Source organism: Peptidiphaga gingivicola (genome assembly GCF_001652275.1).
In the GTDB taxonomy this organism is placed as follows: domain Bacteria; phylum Actinomycetota; class Actinomycetes; order Actinomycetales; family Actinomycetaceae; genus Peptidiphaga; species Peptidiphaga gingivicola.
Window position 1 is genome coordinate 649,178 of record NZ_LVZK01000001.1, and the last position, 21,890, is coordinate 671,067.

Below are 21,890 nucleotides of genomic sequence, written 5' to 3' on the forward strand. Positions count from 1 at the left end.
CGCTGGCACGCCCTCCCGGCGTCGTCCTAAGCGCCGTCCCCGGTGCCTTCGGCGTCGGCGTGCGTTTCGCTCTCCGCGCCGTCACGCGCCGCGTTCTCGGCAACGGAACCGAGTTCGTCGAGGATCGCGGACAGATGCGCGATGCGTTCGGAGTTCCACACGACGTCGGGGTCCGGCTCGAAGTAGGAGAAGATCAGGCCCACCAGGTGGTACGCGGGATGCGTCCATTCTTCGACGGCGGTGGAGCCCCAGGCGGCGATGCGGAAGGTGCGCGTGGCGAAGTCGGGGTCGTTGAAGGCGGTTATGGCAAGCCCGTAACCCATCGCCCCCGAAGCCTCGGCGAGAAGCTCGAAGCCGCCTTCGGGGTCGATGCCCGGAATGAGCCTGTAGCCGAGCATGCTCGGCAAGCCCCTGAAGACGTTCGCACGACGGCTGACGAGTGCGACGGACGCCGACCGGAGGGCGTTCTGCGCGTTCTCTCGCACTGCGTCGTCGCGCAAGCCGCGGCAGGTGGCCGTCAGGCCGTAGTAGAGGTCCGTGTCGGGGGAGGCGAGTATGCGTTCGAAGTCGGCCTGGGTCACCATCCTCAAGCCGGTCACCGTGGCGTTGCGGCGCTGCTGCGGGTCCTCCCACGTTTCGATTCCGGAGTCCAGGAGCGGGCGGAGGAGGCGTATGTCCTCGAGCCCGTCCGTTGTGAACTCCACGCGCTGCACCGCAGCGGAGACGACGTCGGCCAGGAATGCTTGGCGGGACGGCCATTTGCGATAGGCGGTGGCGCGGCTGACCCCCGCCTCCTTGATGATGTCCTCGAAACTGATGCGGTCGATCGTCACCGAGAGGCCGCGTTCGTGGATCTGGGCCAGGGCGCAGTCGAGCATGCGAGCGCCGGCGGCGTCCGTGGCCTTTATTTTCCGATACTGCGTGAGAGGTTCGGTTCGTTGTGGCGCTGCGTTGGGCGTCATCCTCATGGCACCATTCTTGCAGAGATCGAAGTTTTCAGTTCCCGTGGAATTCACATGGTTCTCCTTGGTAAGACTTGGATTCCAAGGCGACGAGACCGTCGGAAAACGCGTGTCGCGCGGCAGCAATGCAGAGCCTGTGGATCTTCCCTTTCGCTTGAGGCTGGGAGCGGGTAGCCTGAACGGACGGGTCCGCCGCACTCGGACGGACGCCTGACGTACACCCCAAAGAAAAGGAAGAGCAATGCGCGGAGCAGTCATTTACGGCAAGGGCGACGTTCGATTCGAGGAGCGCGAGGATCCCCGCATCCTCAATCCTTCCGACGCCGTGGTTCGCACCGTCGCCACGTGCGTGTGCGGCTCGGATCTGTGGCGTTATCGCGGAATCAACGAAGTTCCCGAGCCGACGCCGATAGGCCACGAGTACGTCGGGGTGGTCGAGGAGGTCGGCGACGCGGTGAGGGGCGTCAAACCGGGAGAGTTCGTCGTCGGCGGATTTAGGACGAGCGACAACACTTGCCCCGTCTGCCGCAAGGGCGCTCACGCAAACTGCCAGAACGGAACGGGCTACGACGGCTGCCAGGCAGAAAAGATCCGCGTGCCCAACGCCGACGGCACCCTCGTTGCGGTTCCCGGGGAGGTCGACCGCGACCTCGTTCCCAGCCTTCTGACGCTTTCAGACGTGGCGTGCACGGGATGGCACGGCGCGGTTTCGGCGCTTGCGGGACCGGGCAGGAGCATCGCCGTCGTCGGCGACGGCGCGGTGGGGCTGTGCGCGGTGCTTGCGGCCAAGCAATTGGGGTCTGAGCAGGTGATCGCCATGAGCGGCCACGCTGACAGGCAGGAGATCGCCCGCGAGTTAGGAGCGGACATCATCGTCTCCGAGCGCGGCGAGGAGGGGTCTGCGCTAGTGCGGGAGCTGACCGAGGGGATCGGCGCCGACGGCGTCGTCGAAGCGGTTGGAACCGCGAGCGCGCGCGACCAAGCGGCGCTTTGCGTGCGCCCCGGCGGGATGATCGGCGTGGTCGGGGTGCCTCACGGCGGCCTGAAAGATGACGGGCTCTTCTTCCGAAACGTCGGAGTATGGGGCGGGATCGCGCCCGTTCGCCGCTACCTGGATCAGCTCGTCCAGTTGGTGGTGGACCGCAAGATCAATCCGGGCAGGGTTTTCGACCTGCAGCTTCCTCTCGCCGACGTCGCCGAAGCCTATGCGGCCATGGACGAGCGCCGGGCCACGAAGGTGCTTTTGTGGCCGTGAAGCAGCCGGCTCCCGCGCCATTGAACCGAATCGACGTTCTGCTCCTCGGGGTGGGCCTCGCCGTGGGGGCCTTTGCCGCCGCCTGCGGCGTTTACGCTGTGTTCCACGGCGGGGAACGCGTCGGGCGGGACGGCGCGACGAATGCCTTCGCGGCGATCGCCTGCGCGGGGCTGGGGCTTGCGGCGTGCGGAGCGATGCGGCGCAGGCGCGTCGCCTCCGGCCTCGGCCTCATTTTCACCGCCCTTGCACCGGCGGGGCTCGCCTGGCTTGCGGGGATGCTTTCCGCGTTGATCGGCGTCGTCCTGATTGTGCGTGCCTCGAGCTTCGCCGATTTGCTCTTCGATCGCGAGCGGCTCAACGAGGAGGCCGGCGAAGACGCGGGCAATGCCGACCAGGGAGGGCTAAGGAACAGCCGACGAAAAACTAGTACAAATTACTAAAAAACAAATGAAGACCCCTTGCCTCATTCGATGTGTCCTAAGTAATATAAAATTATAAGCACATCCATAAAGCCACACATTTAACTTGACAATGGTGGCTTATACCGTTTTGGAGGTAAAACTCATGAAAACCACAAAGTTCGCGCTAATAGCCGCATTGACGATTTCGGGCATTCTTGCACCGCAAACCGCCTCTGCCTCGGACCGGGTTTCTCCTTCCGGCGCTGTTTCCGCTGCTACTGCCCACCCTTCTGACGATCCCGCGAAAGCAGGTACATCTGATGCAACGGTGAGAGGTGGCTCTGAGTCGGCAAACAGACCGCAGGAGGTGTTCATTGGCCTGGTTGAAGCGCACGACGCGCATCTATCCGGGGGTGACGTGTCTGGCCACGTCACGTGGAAACTCCTCAGCGGCACATCTAGGAAGCTACAAGTAAAAGCAACCCTTAGAGCTCAGACATCATGGTTTTCCTATTCCACGATGGCGTCTTCTCGTCGCAAAAGTGTTTGGCCTGGCGGTGGACGTGGCAAAGCTGCGGTGGCTCGCTACAAGTGCAACGGCAAAGAAGACACTAAATGGTACACGCTCGGAGAAATCTATGCTCCGGGGGAGCAGAAATCTTATGGCCGTGCTGTCAGCAAAATTATTTCCAGGGAGTGCGGCGTTTGAGAAGCACTAATGACGCCCATGTCCGCAGATCCATTGTGCTCATCATGCGTGGGCATGTTTTGGAACATATCCGTGAGGCTCCTGCGGATGTCGTGGAGCTAGACTTCGCTGACGTCTTCTTTCAAATGAGCCATGCCCTTGGAATCGAGGGCGAACGCGACAGTTTGATCGGCCAGTGGGAGACGGTTTTCCTCTACGATGACGAGTCGTTGATGGAGGGGGACTATCTTGCCTCCGGCTTGCGGGGCGAGATCACCTATCCGGTCGATGCCGACATCCCTGTCGCGCTGTTCCTCCAAGTCGCCCAGCTGGTCTTAGAAGTTTATGCTCGTTTCGTTTTGAGCGAGGTTAGAGTCATCTTTCCGTCCAGGAGAGGGATTATCAATTGCCAGACAGATCTCTTTAGACGGTTACGAGATCAAGACCGAAAGGTGCGCGAGCCTTTCCCTGAGCCGTCGAAGGGAGAGGCTCGTGACTTTTCTCTGTTGATTCGCACTATCGATTCGGACCAAGTCAAAGAGCCGAAGGAAGAGCTTGTTCTTTTTGATAAGCCCATGCCGCGCTCGGAATGGAGTTTGAGGGCGATCGGCAGCCTGTGTTCGAGCATGATCGATGACTACCTTCCGTACATCTATGGAGGAAAGAATGTTGAATTCCTCTTTCGCAAGGAAAATCAGTAGTGTATCGATTGCGGCGATGATCTTCGTGTCAGCATGCGGAGAACGTGACTCGGGTCCGCAAGCCAGTACTGCCCATTCGCCTTCGGCCGCTGAACGATCTGTCGCTCAGCGGCCGCTCGTGCTGCATGTGCAATCCGCCGTCGGCCGATCGTCTTTCTCTGCCGACTCGCGCATCAATTCGCGACTGAACACCCCCATGTCCGATGAGATGCCAGCGCCAAAAAGATGGCATCTCTATTCTCACTCCGGGCATGACATACGCCTGACCGTTGAGAATTGCGATTCGATCGATGTGCTCGAGTTCGTCGCTTATCCTCAGGGTCTCAACGATCAGGGGATTCCGAAAAGTCATAGATACGGGCTCGTATGCGGTCCCGAGGAAGGGCGCCCCGCTTGTAAAGGCCAAGCGGCGGGATCTGAGACAAAAAGAAACAATCAGTTGGATATCGCATCAACGACGGTCCAAGACGCCGTCGGCGACAGCACGCACTTCGCAATAGCTGGGATATGCATCCAACACGATTCGGGCGAGGATCTCGGCTTTATTTTCTTCTTCCGCAAGGCCGCATGACTGTATGCCTCCGCGTCCGCCGATCGGACGACGCGGGCCTGGCCAGTTTGCCGGCGCGAGCGCCCTTTCCCGGTTCCTAGCCTTGTTTTGCGGCCGAAATTGCGGCCGCGGCAGGATGCCCGAAGGCTGGACGCGAAGTCCCGGTCGGACCGACGAATGCTCAGCCGGGGCGTAAGGGAAAGGAAGTCCATGCTGAACAAGGGCGAACGGCGGTCTGGAACGGTGCTTGCCGGACTGATCGTAGCCGTCTCGATGACGACTATCGATCAGACGATTGTTTCCGTCTCCTCCCAAACGATCGCGTCAGGTTTGGGGTTGGATTCTTCAGGAATCGAATGGGTGGTCAACGCCTACCTGCTAGCTGCGGCAGCCGCCTTCCCTCTGGGCGGGAAGATGGCCGATGCCTGGGGGTACAGGCGAGTCATGCTCGCGGGAATAGTGTTGTTTTCCACGGGGAGCGCGCTGTGCGGGGCCACGCCGGCCGCCCTGGCGCAATCGTGGATAGTTGCGGCACGGGTCGTGCAGGGGATCGGCGCAGCGCTCATGTTCCCAGCTGCAGTGGGAATCCTCATCGGCGCTTCGAGCGCGCGAGATCGGGCGAAGTCAATGGCCACGTTCTTCGCCATAACCGGGGCCATGACGGCCATTGGGCCTGTCGCGGGCACGTGGCTTGTTCAGTATTCATGGCGGTACATTTTCTTCGTCAACCTTCCTTTGGCTTTGATTGCCTTCGGCCTCGTTCTTGTCGGCTTCGTCGGCGCAAAAGACATCGACGGCGGGGCAAACGTCGCTGGTGCGGCAAACGTCGGCGGCGCTGGAAAAGCAGACGCCGTCGATCTTCGAGACGCAAAGTCCTCTGATCGGACAATCGATTGGACGGGCGCCGCCATTGCCGCAGTCGCTATGGTTCTTCTTATTTTGCCGCTGAAGAAAGGCAGCGACGTCGGCTGGTCCGATCCGCGAATCCTCGCCAGCTTTGGCGGCTCGCTCGTTCTTTTTCTGTGTTTCTTTCTGTTGGAGCGCCGCATCGCTCGGCCGGTCGTTGACGTCAGGGCCTTCGCAAACAGGGCCTTCACCCTCTCGACGCTCGCCACACTCGTCGCCTCGGCCGTTTTCGTCCCGCTCATGTACTTTGTGAGCGTATACGGCCAGCTCTCACTCGGCTTGAACGTCGGGCAGGCGAGCGGGCTTATCCTCGCGTTTTTCGTCGGCTTCCTTGTAGCGTCGCAGTTTGGCGCAAGGCTTTTCGACAAGCGGGGGATTGCCGTCGTCGTGCTCATCGGCGGGGCAGTGGCGGCAATCGGCTTTATCTTGCTGTGGCGGCGTGCGGGAGGATTGGCATCCGGTCTGCCCGCGGCCGGCGACCTCACCTGGCAGCTCGGATGCGCAGGCGCAGGAATAGGATTCATGTTCAGCCCCGCTGCGACCGACATGGTCAATCGGGCCGCCGAATCGGCGTACGGAGAGACGACGTCGATCTCCCAAAGCATGAAAAACCTCGGGGGAGCGCTCGGGATGGCGGTTTTCGCGTCGGTCAGCGTCTCGAAGTTCGCCGACGCCGTCTACCGAGGGCTCGGCAGCTTTGGAATCACGCGAGAGCGCGCCTCGGAGCTGGCGGCAAAGATAACGTCTGGCCACGCGCAGTCCGGGCGGCTGCCCGGCGGAGGCGGCGCCAAGCGAGCTGCTATAGACGCCGTTCGCAAGGCATACGCAGAGGCAGCCGGCAGCGTATTCTTGGCAATGGCCATCGCCTGCGCGCTGCTGATCGTCATAGCCCTCCTGTATCCTCGGTCTGCGTCGTCGACGCGGCAGGCGAAGAGTCAGGAGACGCAGATGCAATGAAACGAGAGAAAATGATGCAATGAAACGAGAATGGACGCTGTACTTTGCCGCGTCGACGGTGCTCCTGGCGCTGTACATCGCGTCGAGGTTCGCTTTGGATCGCGGGGCGGCCGGGGAGGGCGCGCGGGTAAATCTCCTCGCGGTTGTCGCCGCCTGCACGCTCGTCTCCGTTCCGACTCTCCTTTTCGCGACTTTGGCGAGCCGAAGCTGGAGATACGGCCCCGTGGTCGGCTCGCGAGGCGGATGGGCGTTTGCGGCAGTTACGGTTGTAAGCGTTTGGGGGGCGGCTCTCGCCGATCGGAACGCCCTCCTCGCTCAGATTTACGCGATTCCGGAGCTCTTCATCGCCCTCGCCTACCGCAGGGCGCTTGCAGCCGCTGCCGTCATGAACTTCGGCCTCGTCGCGGTGCAGGCGCTCGGCGGGGAGCCCACTCCCGACAACCTCTCGAAGTGGGCTGTGGCGGCCGTCGCCACGGTGGTTCTGACCGGGCTTTTCGGCAAACCCATCGACCTGCTTGCCGAAACGAACATGAGGAATCAGGAGCTTGTCGAGCAGCTTCAAGCTCGCAACGCGCAGATTGCCCGCCTGTCGCACCTCGAGGGGACGGCGCGCGAAAGGGAGAGGATCGCACGGGAAATGCACGACACGATCGCTCAAGGCCTCGCGTCGATTCTGGCACTGGCGCGGGCGGCGGCAGCCGAAGTCGCACAGGCGGGCGGCGCCGGAGCAAATCGCCAAGCGTCGCGGCATTTGGCCATGATCGTTGAACTTGCCCAGGAAGGCCTGGACGACACTCGCCGGATGATCGCCGACGCAAGCCCGCGGGCGCTGGACGGGCGCGGATTGGCGGAGGCTGTGGGCAGGGCGGCGGACCGGCTCGAACGTGAGGGAATCGCGGTGGCACGCTCGCTCGATTCCACGCTTCCGCCTTTGCCGCAGCCTGCGAGGGTCGCCATCCTTCGCATCGCGCAGGAGGCGATTGCCAACGTCGCCCGGCACTCCCGGGCTGCCAATGTTGCGGTTTCGCTTCGGTCCGTCGCGGGAGTGGCGGTTTTGGAGGTTCGCGACGACGGCGTCGGTTTTGACCCCGCAACGGCGGGCGCCGTCGATGCGGAAGGCGGCAGCTCCTCGAATCAAGCGACTTTGCGGAGCCGACCGGAGTCCGCGGACGAGGGACGAGCTGGCCTTGCGCGCGTGCGGCGCGTGTGGCAACGAGGCCGCCTGGGGCGTGCGCCGGAAGGAGACGATTCGGGTTTCGGGATCCCCGACATGCGCGGCAGGGCGGCGGACCTGGGCGGCAGCGTGAGCATCGACAGTTCGCCCGGACGCGGAACCCGCGTCCTCGCGCGGATTCCGGTTGAAGCTCCCGCCGTGGAGGATGCGGCGTCGGCTGAAGGCCCGACGTCGCGAGAAACGGCGAGCCAGGCGTTGCAAGAACCCGCGGACTCGGCGTCGCAAGAGGCCGCGGACTCGGCGTTGCAAGGAAAGGAAAAGGAATGATCTCGATCGTCATGGCCGACGACCATCCGATGATTCGCGAGGGCATCAAGAGCATGATCGAAAAGTACGCGAATCTCAAGGTGCTCGGCGAGGCGTCGGGAGGCGCGCGTGCGCTCGAATTGGTTGAAAAGCTGCGCCCGGACGTTCTGCTTCTCGATCTGCGGATGCCCGACATGAGCGGCTCGGACGTGGCCCGCAAGACGCTTCAAATCTCTCCCGACACGAAGATCCTCATTCTGACGATGTACGACACCGATCGCGACATCCTGGCCGCCATTGAAGCGGGCGCCAGCGGCTACGTGCTCAAGGACATCGAGCCCTTCCGCCTGGCGGAGGCGATTCGAGCGACTGCCTCGGGACGCACCGTGCTGGACGAAAGGGCGGCGAGAGCCGTGACGCAGAGCGTGAGAGGCGGTTCTTCGACCGACGGCGGAGTCGAAGAGCTGTCCGAACAAGAAAAGCGGGTCCTGGCGCTCGCGGCGGAAGGGATGACGAATCGTCAGATCGCGACGGCCTTGGGCGTGGGCGCGGCCACGGTCAAGACATACTTTTCCCGGGCTTTCGCCAAGCTCGACGTCGTCGATCGGACGTCCGCCGTGGTCGAGGCGATGAGGCGCGGCGAAATCGACGCGTGATGCGCGGCAAGTTGAATGCGGATTGGCCATTCGATGAAGAAGACGCAAGACAATCGCGGTGGCAACGGTTTTCGACGTAGGCGTTTACGAGGATTCCCGAACGCAGGCCCTTTGTAGCCGCCGTCGTCCGCGGGTTCTGAATCGGCCGCGGAGAGAAGATGCTCCCTTCGTCGCGCGGTTTGCGGCGTCCCTGCGAGAGCGTTTGCACGTCCCTCTGGTTCCTCAGGTCCACATGTGGACCGGCCGTACGAGGGCCGAATTCCGGCGTAGAATGAGGCAATGCTCAGGATGAAGGCCTTGCGATCGGCGGGGCCCGCGGGACAAGGAGGAGCTTATGACCGATGATTCTTTGACCGGGGAGGAAGTGCGGGGCTTCGCCGCTGCCTTTTCCGCCGACCGCACCGCCCGGATCGTCCAGAACGCCGTCGCCGAGACGCCCATCGACAAGGTGGCGATGGATCGGGAGATCGTCACGTCGATCGACCCGTCCGTCTCCGTCAAAGTCGACACGTGGCCGATCACGAACCAGAAGAAGTCCGGCCGCTGCTGGCTGTTCTCCGGCCTCAACTCGCTCAAGTCGGCCGTCTACGAGCACACCGGCGTCGAGGAATTCGAGTTCTCCCAGAACTACCAGCATTTTTGGGACAAGCTCGAAAAGGCGAACTACTTCCTGACGTCGATGATCGAGCTCGCCGACCGCGACGTCGACGACCGCACCGTCCGCTACCTGTTGTCGAACCCGATCGACGACGGCGGCCAGTGGAACATGTTCGTCGCGCTCGTCGAGAAATACGGAGTCGTGCCGAAATATGCGATGCCGGAGACGGAATCTTCGTCCAACACCCGCGCGATGAACCAAACGCTCCAAAAGCTGCTGCGCAGGGGCACCCGCGACGTTCGCCGGGCGTTCGCCGAAGGGGCCGACCCGCGGGCGGTCAAAGCCGCCGTGCTGGAACAGGTTTACAGGGTCCTCGCCATTCACCTGGGAACGCCGCCGCAGCGCTTCGTCTGGCAGTGGCGCAACAAAGACGGCGAATTCGGACGCGAAGGCGAGATGACTCCCCTCGAGTTCGCGGCAAGGTACCTGCCCGATTTGAGCGAGTACGTGTGCCTCGTCAACGATCCGCGCCCGACGTCGCCCTACAACGCCCTGTTCACCGTGGACAGGCTCGGCAACGTCGTGGGCGCCAAGCCGGTCGTCTACCTCAACGTGCCGATCGAGGTGATCCGCAGGGCGACGTCGGAAACCCTCGAATCGGGCAAGCCCGTGTGGATGGGATGCGACACAGCCAAACAATGCGACTCGAAGCTCGGCATCTGGGACGGGCGCCTCTTCGACTACGAAGGCACGTACGGCATCGACCTGGAGATGACGAAGGCCGAGGAGCTCCAGTACGGCGAGGCTCAGATGACGCACGCCATGGTTTTCACCGGGGTCGACATCCTTGACGGGAAGACCCGCCGCTGGCGGATCGAGAACTCCTGGGGCGACGAGATCGCCGACAAAGGCTTCTTCACGATGAACGACTCGTGGTTCGACCAGCACGTATTCGAGGTGGCCGTCCACCGCGACCGCCTCTCCGCCGATCTGCTGCCGGCGCTCGACTCCGAGCCGATCGTGCTGCCCGCGTGGGATCCGATGGGCTCGCTCGCCTGAGGGGAGGCATTCGCAGATGCCGAGGACGTGGACGCCCGTGAAACTGCGGATTGTGAGGGCGGCGGTGCGCACGGTTTTCGCCGTCGTCGCGCTGTCTGTGATCGGCTGGCTGTACCTAGGGCCCGTCACTCTTCAAGCTCCAGACGATGGTGAGCCGTTGAAGTGCGAACCGTTGGGAAAGTCCGATTTGGATAGCTACTATATGGCTAACTTCTCTGATTACGATACAGGGAAGCGGATACTCTATTACATGGACAATGAAATAATGGATCCAAAGAAAAGATTCGACACCGATACAAAGAAAAGCCTTGAACAAGGTTGGGAGCGAGGCTGTCAACTGGCCAGAGAAGGGCGCAGGGATCTTCTTATGATCGTTTTGGTCTTGTCGGCAACCGTCTTCCTTGCTTTGGGTTCTCCGCGCCCGTTCCCCAAGCTGTTCAAGTCGGCGTCGCGCGATTCCTCGCCGTCAGATGAAACTGCTGAGGCCGATGCCGCTGCGCCAACGGAGTCCAAATAGGTGACGCGCCGTCTCGAGCCGATTCGTTTCGAGACGGCGCGCCTCCAAGCAAAGAATGACACGTCAAGCGGCATGAAGGCGTCGGCGGCAGGTTCGACTTGTTAGTCAGCCGGCTTGGTCGGCTCGGTCTGCCTGGTCGGTTCGGCAGGCCCGAACCGTTCGACCATGCAAGAACAGGACCTAGATGCATGATCAGGACCGAAATGTGGTCCTTTTCTTACACCCAGGTCCTGTTCATCGGGGTCAGTCAGGCTCACCGGGAGTCGACCAGCGCCTGCGAACTTGCGAGCGCCGCAACAGCGCACTAGCCCCGCTACGACAGCTGACCAGCAGCTGCGACAGCTCCCCGGCCCCGCTACGGCGGATCACCGGCCGCCGCGCCCAGCCAACGAGGCGGACGCTGGTCGGCTTGGGCCGGCCCCTACTCCTCGATCTCGCTGCGGTCGCCGCTCCACAACGTGTGGAACGTGCCCTCGCGATCAACGCGCTTGTACGTGTGAGCGCCGAAGAAATCGCGCTGCCCCTGGATGAGGTTCGCGGGAAGCTCGGCCGCGCGGACGCCGTCGTAGTAGGCGAGCGACGAAGCGAAAGCCGGGATCGGAACGCCGGTGAGCGCGCTGAAGCTCACGATGCGCCGCCAGGACTCCACGGACTTGCCGATCTCGCCGGAGAAATAAGGGTCGGCCAAAAGCAGCGGGAGCTTCGGGTCCCGCTCGTAGGCCTCGGTGATGCGGTTGAGGAAGACGGCGCGGATGATGCAGCCGCCGCGCCAGATGCGAGCCATCGCCCCCAGGTCAACGTTCCAGCCGTTCTCCTCGGAAGCCTTGCGTATGAGCTCGAATCCCTGGGAGTAGGCGACCATCTTCGAGGCGTAGAGCGCCCGTCGGACGTCCTCGATGAAAGCCGCAGGGTCGGCGACGGAAACGTCCTCGGTCCCCGCGGGAAGCCCCCGGCCCGCCTGCCGCTCCGGCACCGAGCCGGAAAGGGAGCGCGCGAAGGTCGCCTCGGCGATGCCGGTGGTGGGAACGCCGACCTCGGCCGCATTCTGAACCGTCCACGCGCCGGTTCCCTTCTGGGAGGCACGGTCAAGGACGACGTCGACGAAGGCCTTGCCCGTCTTTGGATCGACGTGCTGGAGCACGTCGGCGGTGATCTCGATGAGGTAGGAATCCAGCTCGCCCCTGTTCCACTCTTCGAACACCTTGCCGATCTCGGCTGCGGACATCCCGAGGGCCTTGCGCATGAGATCGTAGGCTTCGGCGATGAGCTGCATGTCGGCGTACTCGATGCCGTTGTGGACCATCTTCACGAAGTGGCCGGCGCCGTCGGGGCCGACGTGCGTGCAGCAGGGAACGCCGTCGACGTGGGCGGAGATCTTCTCGAACATCGGGCCGAGCCGGCGGTACGACTCCGGCGTGCCGCCGGGCATGATGGACGGCCCGTTGAGGGCGCCCTCCTCGCCGCCGGAAACGCCCGAGCCCACGAAGTGCAGCCCGCGCTCGCGAATGGCGGCCTCGCGGCGCACGGTGTCGCGCCAATTGGAGTTGCCGCAATCGACGATGATGTCGCCGGGATCCATGAGAGACGCCAGCTCGTCGATGACGGCGTCGGTGGCGGGCCCGGCCTTGACCATGATGATCGCAACGCGCGGGGCAGACAGCGCGTTCACGAAATCGGCCATGGATTCGGCGGGGAAGAACTCGCCCTCGTCTCCGTGCTCCTTGACGACCTTCTCCGTTTTGGCCGCGCTGCGATTGTGAATGGCCACCTTGAATCCGTTGCGGGCCAGGTTGCGCGCCAGGTTCGAACCCATCACCGCCATGCCGGTGACGCCGATGTCCGCCACCGCCTTGGCCGGGGTTGGAATCGCCATGTTTGCTCCTTCGTGTGTCACGGCCGACGTCGCCGCTCGCTGCGCTTTCCCGTCGAAAGCCGCGATCGGGGCTGAAAGCCTTGTTCTGCGGATTGAGGTTTCGATCCGCGGGCGTCCGCTTCCCGCCCGTGAAATCGTCCACCCATAAAAATACGCCAGGCGCGCCCCGAGTGGAACTCGGAGCGCGCCGCAGCGGCCGATTTATGCGCCGAGCGCAGCCGAGACGACCGCCTTGGCCGCCTCCTGGACCTCGGCCAGATGCTCGGCCCCCTTGAAGGACTCGGCGTAGATCTTGTACACGTCTTCGGTTCCCGACGGGCGGGCCGCGAACCACGAGCTTTCGGTCGTCACCTTGAGGCCGCCGATCGGGGCGTCGTTTCCGGGCGCCCGCACGAGTTTGGCCGTGATCGGCTCGCCGGCCAGCTCGGAAGCGGCGACGTCCTCGGGGGAAAGCGCTGCCAAACGGGCCTTCTGCGCTTTGGTCGCGGGCGCGTCCACGCGCGCGTACGCCGAGTCGCCGTAGCGCTCGGCCTGCTCGGCATGCAGCTGCGACGGCGACTTCCCGGTCACGGCGATGATCTCCGAGGCGAGCAGGTCCATGATCAGCCCGTCCTTGTCCGTCGTCCACACCGTGCCGTCCGTGCGCAGGAAAGAGCCGCCCGCGCTCTCCTCTCCGCCGAATCCGACGTCGCCCGTCAACAGGCCGGGAACGAACCACTTGAAGCCGACAGGGACCTCGATGAGCTTCTTCCCGATTCCCGCGACGACCCGGTCGATGAGCGAGCTGGAGACGAGCGTCTTGCCCACAGCCGTGCCCTCGCGCCAGCCGGAGCGATGCGTGAAGAGATACTCGATGGCCACGGCCAGATAGTGGTTGGGGTTCATGAGGCCGCCGTCGGGGGTGACGATTCCATGGCGGTCCGAGTCGGCGTCGTTGCCCGTGGCGACGTCGAAAGGCGTCTTGCCGTCCGGGCCCGGCGTCATCCTCGCCCGCAGGGAGGCCATGGCGTTGGGGGAGGAGCAGTCCATGCGGATCTTTCCGTCCCAGTCGAGCGTCATGAACGACCACTTCGGGTCGACGACGGGGTTGACCACGGTCAGGTCGAGGCCGTAGCGCTCGCCGATCGCCCCCCAGTACTCGGCCGAGGCCCCTCCCATGGGGTCGGCCCCGATGCGCACGCCCGCCTTGCGAATCGCGGCGAAGTCGATCATCGCGGCGAGGGCGTCGATGTACTGGTCGAGGTATTCATATCCGCGCACGCTGCCCTTGGCCCGCTCGTAGGGGACCCGGGCAATGTTCTTCCAGCCCTCGCGCAGAAGCTCATTGGCCCGCGCCGCGATGACCTTCGTCGCGTCGGTGTCCGCGGGGCCGCCGGTGGGCGGGTTGTACTTGAAGCCGCCGTCGCGCGGGGGATTGTGGGAAGGCGTGATGACGATTCCGTCGGCCAGGCCCGATCCGGTCTGGCGCACGCCCGCGGCAGTCCCCGCACCGTTCGCGCGCAAAATGGCGAGCGACACGGACGGCGTGGGCGTCCACGATCCCCGGGAGTCGACGCGGACGTCGACGTCGTTGGCGACGAGCACTTCGATGGCGGTGCGCTCCGCGGGGGCAGACAGGCCGTGGGTGTCGCGGCCGATGAAAAGGGGGCCGTCATAGCCTTGGGCTTTGCGGTATTCGACGATCGCCTGCGTCGTTGCGGCAATGTGGGCTTCGTTGAAGGCTCCGTCGAAGCTCGAGCCTCTGTGGCCGGAGGTTCCGAAGACGACTGCCTGGAGGGGATCGGCGGGATCTGGTTCGATGTCGTAATAGGCGGAGATCAGGGCATCGACGTCGATGAGGTCCTGATCGCGGGCCGGAGTACCTGCGCGTTCGTTCATGGCCCAATTGAACCACGGAGCTCTCTTTAAGGCTAGGGAGGTCCGTCCCAGGAACCGCCTGCGTCTCAAAATGCGGACCTTCGACGTCGGACGCTCGATTCGGGGGCGTGCCCCCGGTCTGGTCCGCGGACGGGGGCTTGGAGCGCGGACGCTCTGCTTCTTTCGCGGACGCAGCGGTCGGCTCGCGAGCCTTCGCCTTGAGCTTCAGAAGGTCGAGGCGAACGCCGTTCAGAAGATCGAGGCAAACGCCGTTCCGCCCAGAAAAGCGAGCAGGCTCGAGCCCGCAGTTCCGAGAACCAACCCCGCGGATGCGAGCCTCCTCCCTGCGCGGGCAAGTTCGACGGCGTCGAGCATAGCCGTGGAAAAAGTTGTGAATCCGCCGAAAAATCCGGTTGTGACCATCCGCAGGGCTCTCGGGTCCATCGCGGAGAAGGCCGACGTCGCCGCGCCCAAGAGGAAACAGCCGAGGACGTTGACGGCGAAGGTTCCCCACGGAAATTCCGGATGCCGCCTGCGGACCAGGCCGTCGAGGCCGGCGCGGCATACCGCGCCGAGGCCTCCTGCCAGAGCGACCGCAATCATGCGCTCGCCTCCGGCTCCGACTCGTCTGCCAGTTGGTCGCGCCGCCCGGCGCTCCTTTGCCTTGCGTTTCCTCGCCCGGCGCGCGTTCCGAGGGACAGCCCGCCCCATGCGCACAGCAGGCCGCAGGCGATCGATCCCGCCGCGTAGGCCGCTGCCTGCGCCGTCGTCGCTGCCTCGACCTCGGCTGCGAACGTGCCGTAGGTCGTGAACGATCCCAGGAAGCCTGTGCCCAGAAGCAGGCGCACCCGAGGGTCTGCGCGCCGGAAACGGCGTGCGAGAAGGCCCGCGAGGAGCCCGAGCAAGAATGCGCCGGCGAGGTTCACGGCGAGAGTCGCCCATGGAATCGCACACGCCCATGCCTGCGCCCCGCCGGGAAGGAGCTCGCCTATCCAGGCGCGCAGCGCGGTTCCGGCGCAGCCTCCCGCGAAGACGGCGGCGTACGGCCCGGTCAGCCGCCGCGCAAGCTGGCCGGCGCGGTTTCGCTCACGCACAGGCAGCCCTTGCCGTCATTGCCGCACGGCCACCTGATAATTCAGGCGGGAGTAGACGAGCTTCCACCTGCCGCCGAACTTTTGCTCCGCCCAGACGTCGGCGGGCAGCCCCCCGGTGGAATTCGACGGCGCGAAGATGACGGCGTCGATCTTCGCCTTGCCGTACGTGCCCTCCCAATAGACGCGGTTGCCCGGCACGTTGTAGGCCAGCATGGGCAGGTTGGCGACGACGTTGTGCCCCGTGCCAAGCGCCTCGACGGCGTCCCTTCCGGCCTGGGCCTGCTCTTCCGTGACGGAAAAAGGCGTGCGGCCGTCGACGAGCTGCCCGATCGGGCCGAACCACGCGACGCCGACGTTCGATACGAGCGCGACGCAGGCCGCCGCCAAGCGCGCCCTGTACGTGCCGCGCCACCGCGAGCATGCGTCGATCAGGGCGATCGCGGCGATCGGCACGAGGATGGCCGAGTAGTGCCAGTGCCAGCCCCAGTAGTGCTCGACGTTTCCTGCGAAGCGCCAAAAGAGCGTGGGCAGCATGATCCAGACGTATGGGCTGACGAGTCCGACGAGCCCCGTCGCAAGGGCAAGAAGCAGGAGCGTCGCATATTTCGTCGCCGGAAGGAAGAAGCGAAGGAGGAAATTCGATGCGACGGCGTCGTTTTGCGCGAGCCTGTTCGTATACTCCCATCCGCCCTCGGGGTTGAAGATCGGGAGGATGACGAGTATCGCCAGAAGAGTCCACGCGAGGCCCCACGCGGCGAGGCGGGCGCCGGCCTTGCCTTGGGGGGAGGACAGCGCCTTCTTCAAGGATGCGCGCGAACGAATCGCGAACCTGTCGTCGGTGCGGGCCGCGGCTCCCCACGCCTGCCACAGAAAGACGAGGCCGACGGCGCAGACTGTCAGGCCGAGGTCCTCCTTGACGAAGACGAGGAGGCCGACGGCGACGAGCGCCGATCGCGAGTTGCCCTTCGTGTCGAGCCATCGGGCGAGCCCGTAGGCAAGCAGCGGGACCGCGAAGGCTATCTCGTGGAACTGCGATTCGACCGCGCTCCACAGGCCCCAGCTCATCGCGTAGCCGATTCCGACGACCGCCCCGAGGCTCTTTCCCAGCCGTTTGACCGCCAGAAGCGTTATCGGGACCGAGCCGAGGGCGAACAGCAGGTCTTGGAGGACGAGCAGGGTCAGCCCCGAGGGAAACAGTTTGTATACGGGGCCCAGCAGGACGAGCAGCGGGTGGAAGTGGTCTCCGAGCAGATTGAATTCGGGCCCCTTGATGTCCACCGTCGGCGCGTCGAATTGGGAGTACTGCTTGGCGAGCTCGGTGAAGATTCCCAGATCCCACGACGGCGTCGCGAAAGTCCTCCATTGCAACTGCGAGTAGAGAACGTAGGCGAAGGCCGAGAGCGCGGCTATCGACCAGGCGAGAATATGGGCCACTGCCCTCGAGGGGGCGACCGCTGCGACGGGAGCTCCGTCCTTTGAAGGCCCGGCCGATTGCTGCGGAACCCGCGATTCGGGCCCGGCGCACGATTCTGCGTCCGGCTCCGCCTCCGGATCGGGATGCGACTCGAGATTGGGCTCGGCGGCTGGATCGGAGCCGGTTTGGCGGGCGGGCTCCGTTTCTCGGTCGGAGCCGGTTTGGAGGTTGGACTCAGGTTCGGCGCCTGGCACTGCCTCCGGACTGGGCCCCGCGATCGGATCCAGCGATTCGGGTGAGGTTTCTTCTGAGCTGGTCACAACGGAAGTCTAACCATTGGCCGCGCTGTTTCGTCGCCTTGCAGCTCACGCGAGCGTGTTTCCTGCGGGGGATGGTGCGGGAGTTGGGAAGCGCATGTGGGCACAGCGAGCGCATGCGCGAGTGCGGAAAAGACTCGGACGAACGTCGGGCGCCCGGCGAGTCACAGAGCCCTCTGACAAACCAAAGTCCTCTGACAAACTAGAGCGGTTGGGGCGAAACTCGGTTCGCCCCAACCGCTCTAGTTTGTTGAGAAGGATGATCCAGCCAAAGCCGAATCACCGAATCAGTGGGTCAGTAGGCCCTGCGACGGCGTGCAACGAGAACTCCGCCGGTTCCGGCTGCGGCGACCGCGACGGCGGCGAGGGTCGTGACCGAAGCGCCCGTGCGCGGAAGCTGAGTGCCAGAGACGCTGCCCTTCTGGCCCGAGCCCGCGCGAGGCGACGGGACGACGGGAACCGATGCTCCGGGATCCTGCTGGTTGGGCGCCACGCCGTGATCGCCGCCGTTCTCGGCGCCGGTCTTCTGCGGGGTGCCGGTGTTGAGCCCGGGAACCTTGTTGTCACTCGGGCTGCTCGTGCCCGACTGAGAGGGGTCGCCCGGACTCTTCGGGTCCTGCGCCGAGGGGCTGCCCGACGAGGGCTGGCCGGAGGGAGTGGACGGGCTCGGCGTGCCGTTGTCGCCCTGGCCGTTGTCGCCGGCCTGGCCGCCGCCGTTGCCATCGTTGCCGTTGTCGCCGGCCTGGCCGCCGCCGTTGCCATCGTTGCCGTTGTCGCCGGCTTGGCCGCCGCCGCCTTGGCCGTTGTTGTCCTGGCCGCCATTGCCGCCTTGGCCGTTCTCACCCCCGTTGTCGCCGGCTTGGCCGCCGTTGCCGTTCTCGTTGCCGCCTTTGTCGGCTTCGCCGTCGCCCGGGGGCGTCCTCTTATCTTCTCCGTCGCGCGGAGTGCCGTCGTCGGCCTGCGGCAGATTTGCCAGCGGGGTCTTGGCCAGAGCCTCTTTTACGGCGGCCCCGGCGGTACCGTGCGCGTCGGGAGCCTGGGGTGTTTCTCCAGCGAAGCTCGGCGCGGCCATGCCGGCCACGCTGGCTCCGGAGATGGCGAGAGTGGCGATGATGTGGCGGGGAAGTACCCGCTTTGAGCGCGAATGCGATTGTGTCACGAGCTTTCCTTTGTTTCGTCCGTTTTGTCGTTGCGCCCAGGTTCTCGCATGGGTGAGAGGCAGCCGACAACTCGGCGGACCGCTACCTGATAGCCTGCAACGATTCTTTTGTTTCACGATAACACTTCGGAAGTGTAAGAACCTAGGAATGTGGCGGGTACTTCTACCACAAACAGCTTCCGTTTCTCGTCGAGATTCCCGCAAAACGGCTAAATCAAGGGAAAAACTCGTATATGTGCGGCTTGCCTCAGCGTGGGCGACCGCACTCTAGATGACCTCGCGTTTGGTGATCATCCGCAGCGCGAGCCACCCCAGCGGCACGCGTCCCCAGAAGGTGAGGAGACGGTAGAGCACCGCGGTGGAGACGGCGATCGACGTCGGGACTCCGGCCACGGTCAGGCCCGTCGTCAGCGCGGTTTCGACGGGGCCGATGCCGCCGGGGGACGGGACGACGGAGCCCAGGGAGTTCGACAGGAGGTAGGCCAGGGCCAAGGTGACGATCGGAAGGTTGTATCCGAAGGCGGCGAGCGAGCCGCCGAAGCAGGCGACGAAGGCGATCGTCTGGACGGTGGACCCCGCGAATCCGTAGGCGATCCTGCTGGGGTGGGTCGCGAGCCACACGAGGCGAGGCCATACCTGGTCGATCGTCGGGCGGACCTTCTTTGCTGCCCACCTGCGCAGGGGCTTGACGAGGAATAGGGCGGCGACCGCAAGCACGCCGATGGCGATCGCAACGATGACCGCGCCGGAGGGCATGGACAGGGAGCCGATCTTGCCGGTGGCGAGGCTGATCCCGATGAGCAGGATGATCGTGGTGACAAACTGCGCGAGCTGAACGAGGGTGACCGTCGCGAGGGCCACTGGCGTGGAGACCCTGCGTTTTTGGAGGAAGCGCAGATTGAGGGCGGCCGGGCCGATGCCGGCCGGGGCGACGAGGGTCACGAGCGATGCGGCCACCTGCACCATGACGGTGTCCTTGGCGTTCAAGGGCTCGGATGTGTACGCGCGCAAGGTCATCGCCGCCCCGATATAGGTGAACAGGCCGGCGACGAAGGCGAAGAGCATCCACAGGGGGTTGGCGCTGGCGAGGGTCGAGCGAAGCTCGTTGAAGTTAACCGACACGACCAGGATGTAGACCGCCGCGAGGCCGAGGGAAACGGTGACGACGGTCTTCACGGAGAACCGGTAGAGCTGGGTGGGCGTCACTTCCGCGACCTCGGGGACCTGCTCGGTGAGGCGGTCGCGCAGCCGCTCCAGCTGCTTCTTCTCGGTGAACTTCGCCATCGTCTCGGAGGGGACGATGGCCTTTTGCAGGATCGGAGCAAGCGAGACAATCTGGTCGCGCGGCAGGCATCGGCTTGCCGAGGCGATGGCGCGTTCGACGCCGACGATCCCCGCCATCATGGCCATCGCCTGCGCCATGTCGATGCGGCGCTCCATCTCGGAGGCCGCAAGGCGGCCGTTCTCCCAGTGCAGCAGCCGGGCGCGCCCGCCCTTGAGCGCCGTGACGCCCGCCCGCACGTCTCCGTGGGAGAAGCCGCGGCGATGGGCGTCTTGGAGGATGTCCCACACGTCGTCAAGCGCCTCGTCGGGAATCTCATTCGGTTCGATGTCGCTCAGGGCCGTGGAGCCATCGACTTCGAGGATGACGACCTTCGAGCTGTCTGAACCCGCCACGGCCAGGCCGCGGTCGGGGGCGAGTCCGGCGGAGGCGCTCGCCAATTCCATAAGCGCAAAGCGGTCCATCGCCCCGTCGATCGTCTTCTCTGCCTGGCGGGCCGTAGTGGTCAGCACGAGCCGCTGCCACGAGGACTGCAGCACTCCGACGATCTGCTGGTCGGCGTCGAAGAAGGAGGCGTGGTGCGGATTCCCAGAGGAATCGACGACGATGTAGTTGCGGGAGGCCTCCCCGCTCAGCGGCGGGTGATAGGAGGCCAGGAGCTCGTTTCGCAGGGCGAGGGGGTCGACGTCGTCGGCGGGCCTGAGGCGCTGCGAGGCGGCCTTCGCCGAGCGACTGATAGGGCCGAAGCCCGGCGCGGGCTCCGGAGTCTGGTGGTTCTCTTCGGATTCAAGCCGATCGTCGGCCCGCCGCGGACCGTCTGCGCGCCGGGGATCGTCGGCCTGCTGCTCGGACTCCGGCGAGGCGGCCTTGGCCCCTTTGGGCTTCGGCGGGGCGCCCTCGAAGGATTCTCCCGCCTTCTGCAGGATGCGGTGGATCTGGTCGATGCCGTACCGGTCGATGTGGCCGAGGTCGCCGTGTGCGGGGGCGAGCCATGCGGTGAGGGCGGCGTCGTCGGGGAGCCTGTCGATGCGGACCACCAGTTGGGCGTCCACGCCGGCGCGCCTGACGAGCTTGACCAGGTCGGCCCCCGTCGCGCGGTCGGGGACGTCGCCGGCGATATAGCGCCACATGAGTCCGCACAGCACGCCGAGAAGCGCCGTGATGAGGGCTCCGGGAAGGGTCTGATTGCCCTGGAGCACCGAGAGGACGAGAACGAGGGAGAGCAGCGGCCAGCCCCACCTCGTCGTCTTCGCACGTTTGCCGGACCCGGCCACCGTGAGTATCGCCGACACGACGGCGACGTACGGGATGAGCTTGAAATAGGTCTGTTCGACGAGGGAGTCGGAAAGCTGACCGGTGATGGGCGAGAGCGGGAAGTAGCGGCTGAACAGCCACAGAAGGCCGTAGGTGAAGGCAGCTGCGCTGGCCACCGCCAAGGCGCCCGTTGCGAGTGTGCGCCATCGGCGGTGCCAGGCCATGTCGATGATCAATGCGGCCGGCAGGAAGAAGCCGATGAGGCCCTCCAGGGCGTTGACGGGCATGAACAGGATCGACGTGATGATGCCGCTCGTGGCTGTGCGGACGTCGCGTATGACGGCCAGGGCCGTCGAGGAACCGTAGACTGTGACGACCATTACGCCGACGATCGCCAGCAGCGTGATGACTGCAGACACCAGATCTCGCGGACGCCTCAGCCACCGTGTTTCTTCGTCAACGAGCAACACCGGCCGCCGCGGGGTCGTATTCGTCAGATTATCGTCCACATGTGAATTCTAAGGCAATGGATTGAGAGTTAGGCCAATTGGCGAAGCTCGCCCGGGGTTCTTGCTCCCCGCCCTTCGAGGCGGGCCGCCCGCTTCTCGTCGGCCTTGCGGGAGAAACACTCGCGCTGCTGCCCGCCGCGAATCGGCCCCGCGGCCGACGTCGCCTCTCGTCGTCCTTCGTTCGTCGTGCGACGAGCGGCGGGTTTGGATGAAAACGAGCCCCTCTCGCGGCAAAGCGGACCCCCGAGGGACCCGCCCCGTCACGAGAGGGGCGACCGCTTTGGTGCGTGCAACTTTAGTCACGCTTGCCAACCCGCCCCGTCACGAGAGAGGCAACCGGCGTGGGCTCCCGTGGACCCCGCTCGGTCACGATGCGGCGGCTTGGAGCGGGGGCGTGTCCG

The 21,890-nt window shown here is 64.7% G+C and carries 18 protein-coding genes; 10 read left to right on the forward strand and 8 right to left on the reverse strand.

Annotated features, from left to right (window positions below; translation table 11 throughout):
* Positions 1 to 26 precede the first annotated feature (26 nt).
* Positions 27 to 968, reverse strand: a complete 942-nt coding sequence (locus A4H34_RS02635; RefSeq protein ID WP_197480397.1) for a TetR/AcrR family transcriptional regulator — start codon at positions 966 to 968, stop codon at positions 27 to 29.
* A 235-nt stretch (positions 969 to 1,203) separates the two neighbouring features.
* Between A4H34_RS02635 and A4H34_RS02640 the strand changes: the two genes are divergently transcribed.
* From A4H34_RS02640 to A4H34_RS02675, 10 genes are all read left to right on the forward strand, one after another.
* Complete coding sequence (locus A4H34_RS02640) at positions 1,204 to 2,217, forward strand: zinc-binding dehydrogenase (protein ID WP_064230982.1); 1,014 nt, start codon at positions 1,204 to 1,206, stop codon at positions 2,215 to 2,217.
* A complete protein-coding gene (locus A4H34_RS02645; protein WP_064230983.1) occupies positions 2,208 to 2,657 on the forward strand; it encodes a hypothetical protein in 450 nt (149 codons plus the stop codon). The genes A4H34_RS02640 and A4H34_RS02645 overlap by 10 nt, the downstream gene beginning before the upstream one ends.
* A 124-nt stretch (positions 2,658 to 2,781) precedes the next feature.
* Positions 2,782 to 3,327: a hypothetical protein gene (locus tag A4H34_RS10855; RefSeq protein ID WP_156510222.1), complete on the forward strand. Its 546-nt coding sequence runs from the start codon at positions 2,782 to 2,784 to the stop codon at positions 3,325 to 3,327.
* Positions 3,324 to 4,007 carry a hypothetical protein gene (locus A4H34_RS02650; RefSeq protein WP_138587141.1) on the forward strand — a complete coding sequence of 228 codons (684 nt, stop codon included), beginning with the start codon at positions 3,324 to 3,326 and terminating at the stop codon, positions 4,005 to 4,007. The genes A4H34_RS10855 and A4H34_RS02650 overlap by 4 nt, the downstream gene beginning before the upstream one ends.
* Positions 3,973 to 4,578: a hypothetical protein gene (locus A4H34_RS10860; protein WP_197480398.1), complete on the forward strand. Its 606-nt coding sequence runs from the start codon at positions 3,973 to 3,975 to the stop codon at positions 4,576 to 4,578. Before A4H34_RS02650 ends, A4H34_RS10860 begins: the two co-directional genes overlap by 35 nt.
* A 189-nt stretch (positions 4,579 to 4,767) precedes the next feature.
* Complete coding sequence (locus tag A4H34_RS02655; protein ID WP_064230984.1) at positions 4,768 to 6,420, forward strand: MFS transporter; 1,653 nt, start codon at positions 4,768 to 4,770, stop codon at positions 6,418 to 6,420.
* Positions 6,421 to 6,439: 19 nt separating this feature from the next.
* On the forward strand, positions 6,440 to 7,921 hold the full coding sequence (locus A4H34_RS02660) for a sensor histidine kinase (RefSeq protein WP_064230985.1): 1,482 nt from the start codon (positions 6,440 to 6,442) through the stop codon (positions 7,919 to 7,921).
* Positions 7,918 to 8,556, forward strand: coding sequence for a response regulator (locus A4H34_RS02665; RefSeq protein WP_064230986.1), 639 nt, complete (start codon positions 7,918 to 7,920; stop codon positions 8,554 to 8,556). The genes A4H34_RS02660 and A4H34_RS02665 overlap by 4 nt, the downstream gene beginning before the upstream one ends.
* 334 nt (positions 8,557 to 8,890) lie before the next feature.
* A complete protein-coding gene (locus A4H34_RS02670) occupies positions 8,891 to 10,213 on the forward strand; it encodes a C1 family peptidase (RefSeq protein ID WP_064230987.1) in 1,323 nt (440 codons plus the stop codon).
* Between the two features lie 37 nt (positions 10,214 to 10,250).
* Positions 10,251 to 10,730 carry a hypothetical protein gene (locus A4H34_RS02675; protein WP_197480399.1) on the forward strand — a complete coding sequence of 160 codons (480 nt, stop codon included), beginning with the start codon at positions 10,251 to 10,253 and terminating at the stop codon, positions 10,728 to 10,730.
* 421 nt (positions 10,731 to 11,151) lie between these two features.
* Here the strand turns inward: A4H34_RS02675 and gndA are convergent, their stop codons facing one another.
* From gndA to A4H34_RS02710, 7 genes are all read right to left on the reverse strand, one after another.
* Entirely contained in the window at positions 11,152 to 12,603 is a 1,452-nt protein-coding gene (gndA, locus tag A4H34_RS02680; RefSeq protein ID WP_064230989.1) for an NADP-dependent phosphogluconate dehydrogenase, read from the reverse strand.
* Positions 12,604 to 12,804: 201 nt separating this feature from the next.
* Positions 12,805 to 14,481: a phosphoglucomutase (alpha-D-glucose-1,6-bisphosphate-dependent) gene (gene pgm / locus A4H34_RS02685; RefSeq protein WP_064230990.1), complete on the reverse strand. Its 1,677-nt coding sequence runs from the start codon at positions 14,479 to 14,481 to the stop codon at positions 12,805 to 12,807.
* A 228-nt stretch (positions 14,482 to 14,709) separates the two neighbouring features.
* Entirely contained in the window at positions 14,710 to 15,063 is a 354-nt protein-coding gene (locus A4H34_RS02690) for a fluoride efflux transporter FluC (RefSeq protein WP_064230991.1), read from the reverse strand.
* Positions 15,060 to 15,554, reverse strand: a complete 495-nt coding sequence (locus A4H34_RS02695) for a fluoride efflux transporter FluC (RefSeq protein ID WP_064230992.1) — start codon at positions 15,552 to 15,554, stop codon at positions 15,060 to 15,062. Before A4H34_RS02695 ends, A4H34_RS02690 begins: the two co-directional genes overlap by 4 nt.
* Positions 15,555 to 15,569: 15 nt before the next feature.
* Complete coding sequence (locus A4H34_RS02700) at positions 15,570 to 17,288, reverse strand: DUF2079 domain-containing protein (RefSeq protein ID WP_082903018.1); 1,719 nt, start codon at positions 17,286 to 17,288, stop codon at positions 15,570 to 15,572.
* Between the two features lie 292 nt (positions 17,289 to 17,580).
* Positions 17,581 to 18,444: an LPXTG cell wall anchor domain-containing protein gene (locus A4H34_RS02705; protein ID WP_064230993.1), complete on the reverse strand. Its 864-nt coding sequence runs from the start codon at positions 18,442 to 18,444 to the stop codon at positions 17,581 to 17,583.
* Between the two features lie 267 nt (positions 18,445 to 18,711).
* Positions 18,712 to 21,489 carry a lysylphosphatidylglycerol synthase transmembrane domain-containing protein gene (locus tag A4H34_RS02710; RefSeq protein ID WP_156510225.1) on the reverse strand — a complete coding sequence of 926 codons (2,778 nt, stop codon included), beginning with the start codon at positions 21,487 to 21,489 and terminating at the stop codon, positions 18,712 to 18,714.
* Between the last annotated feature and the right edge of the window lie 401 nt (positions 21,490 to 21,890).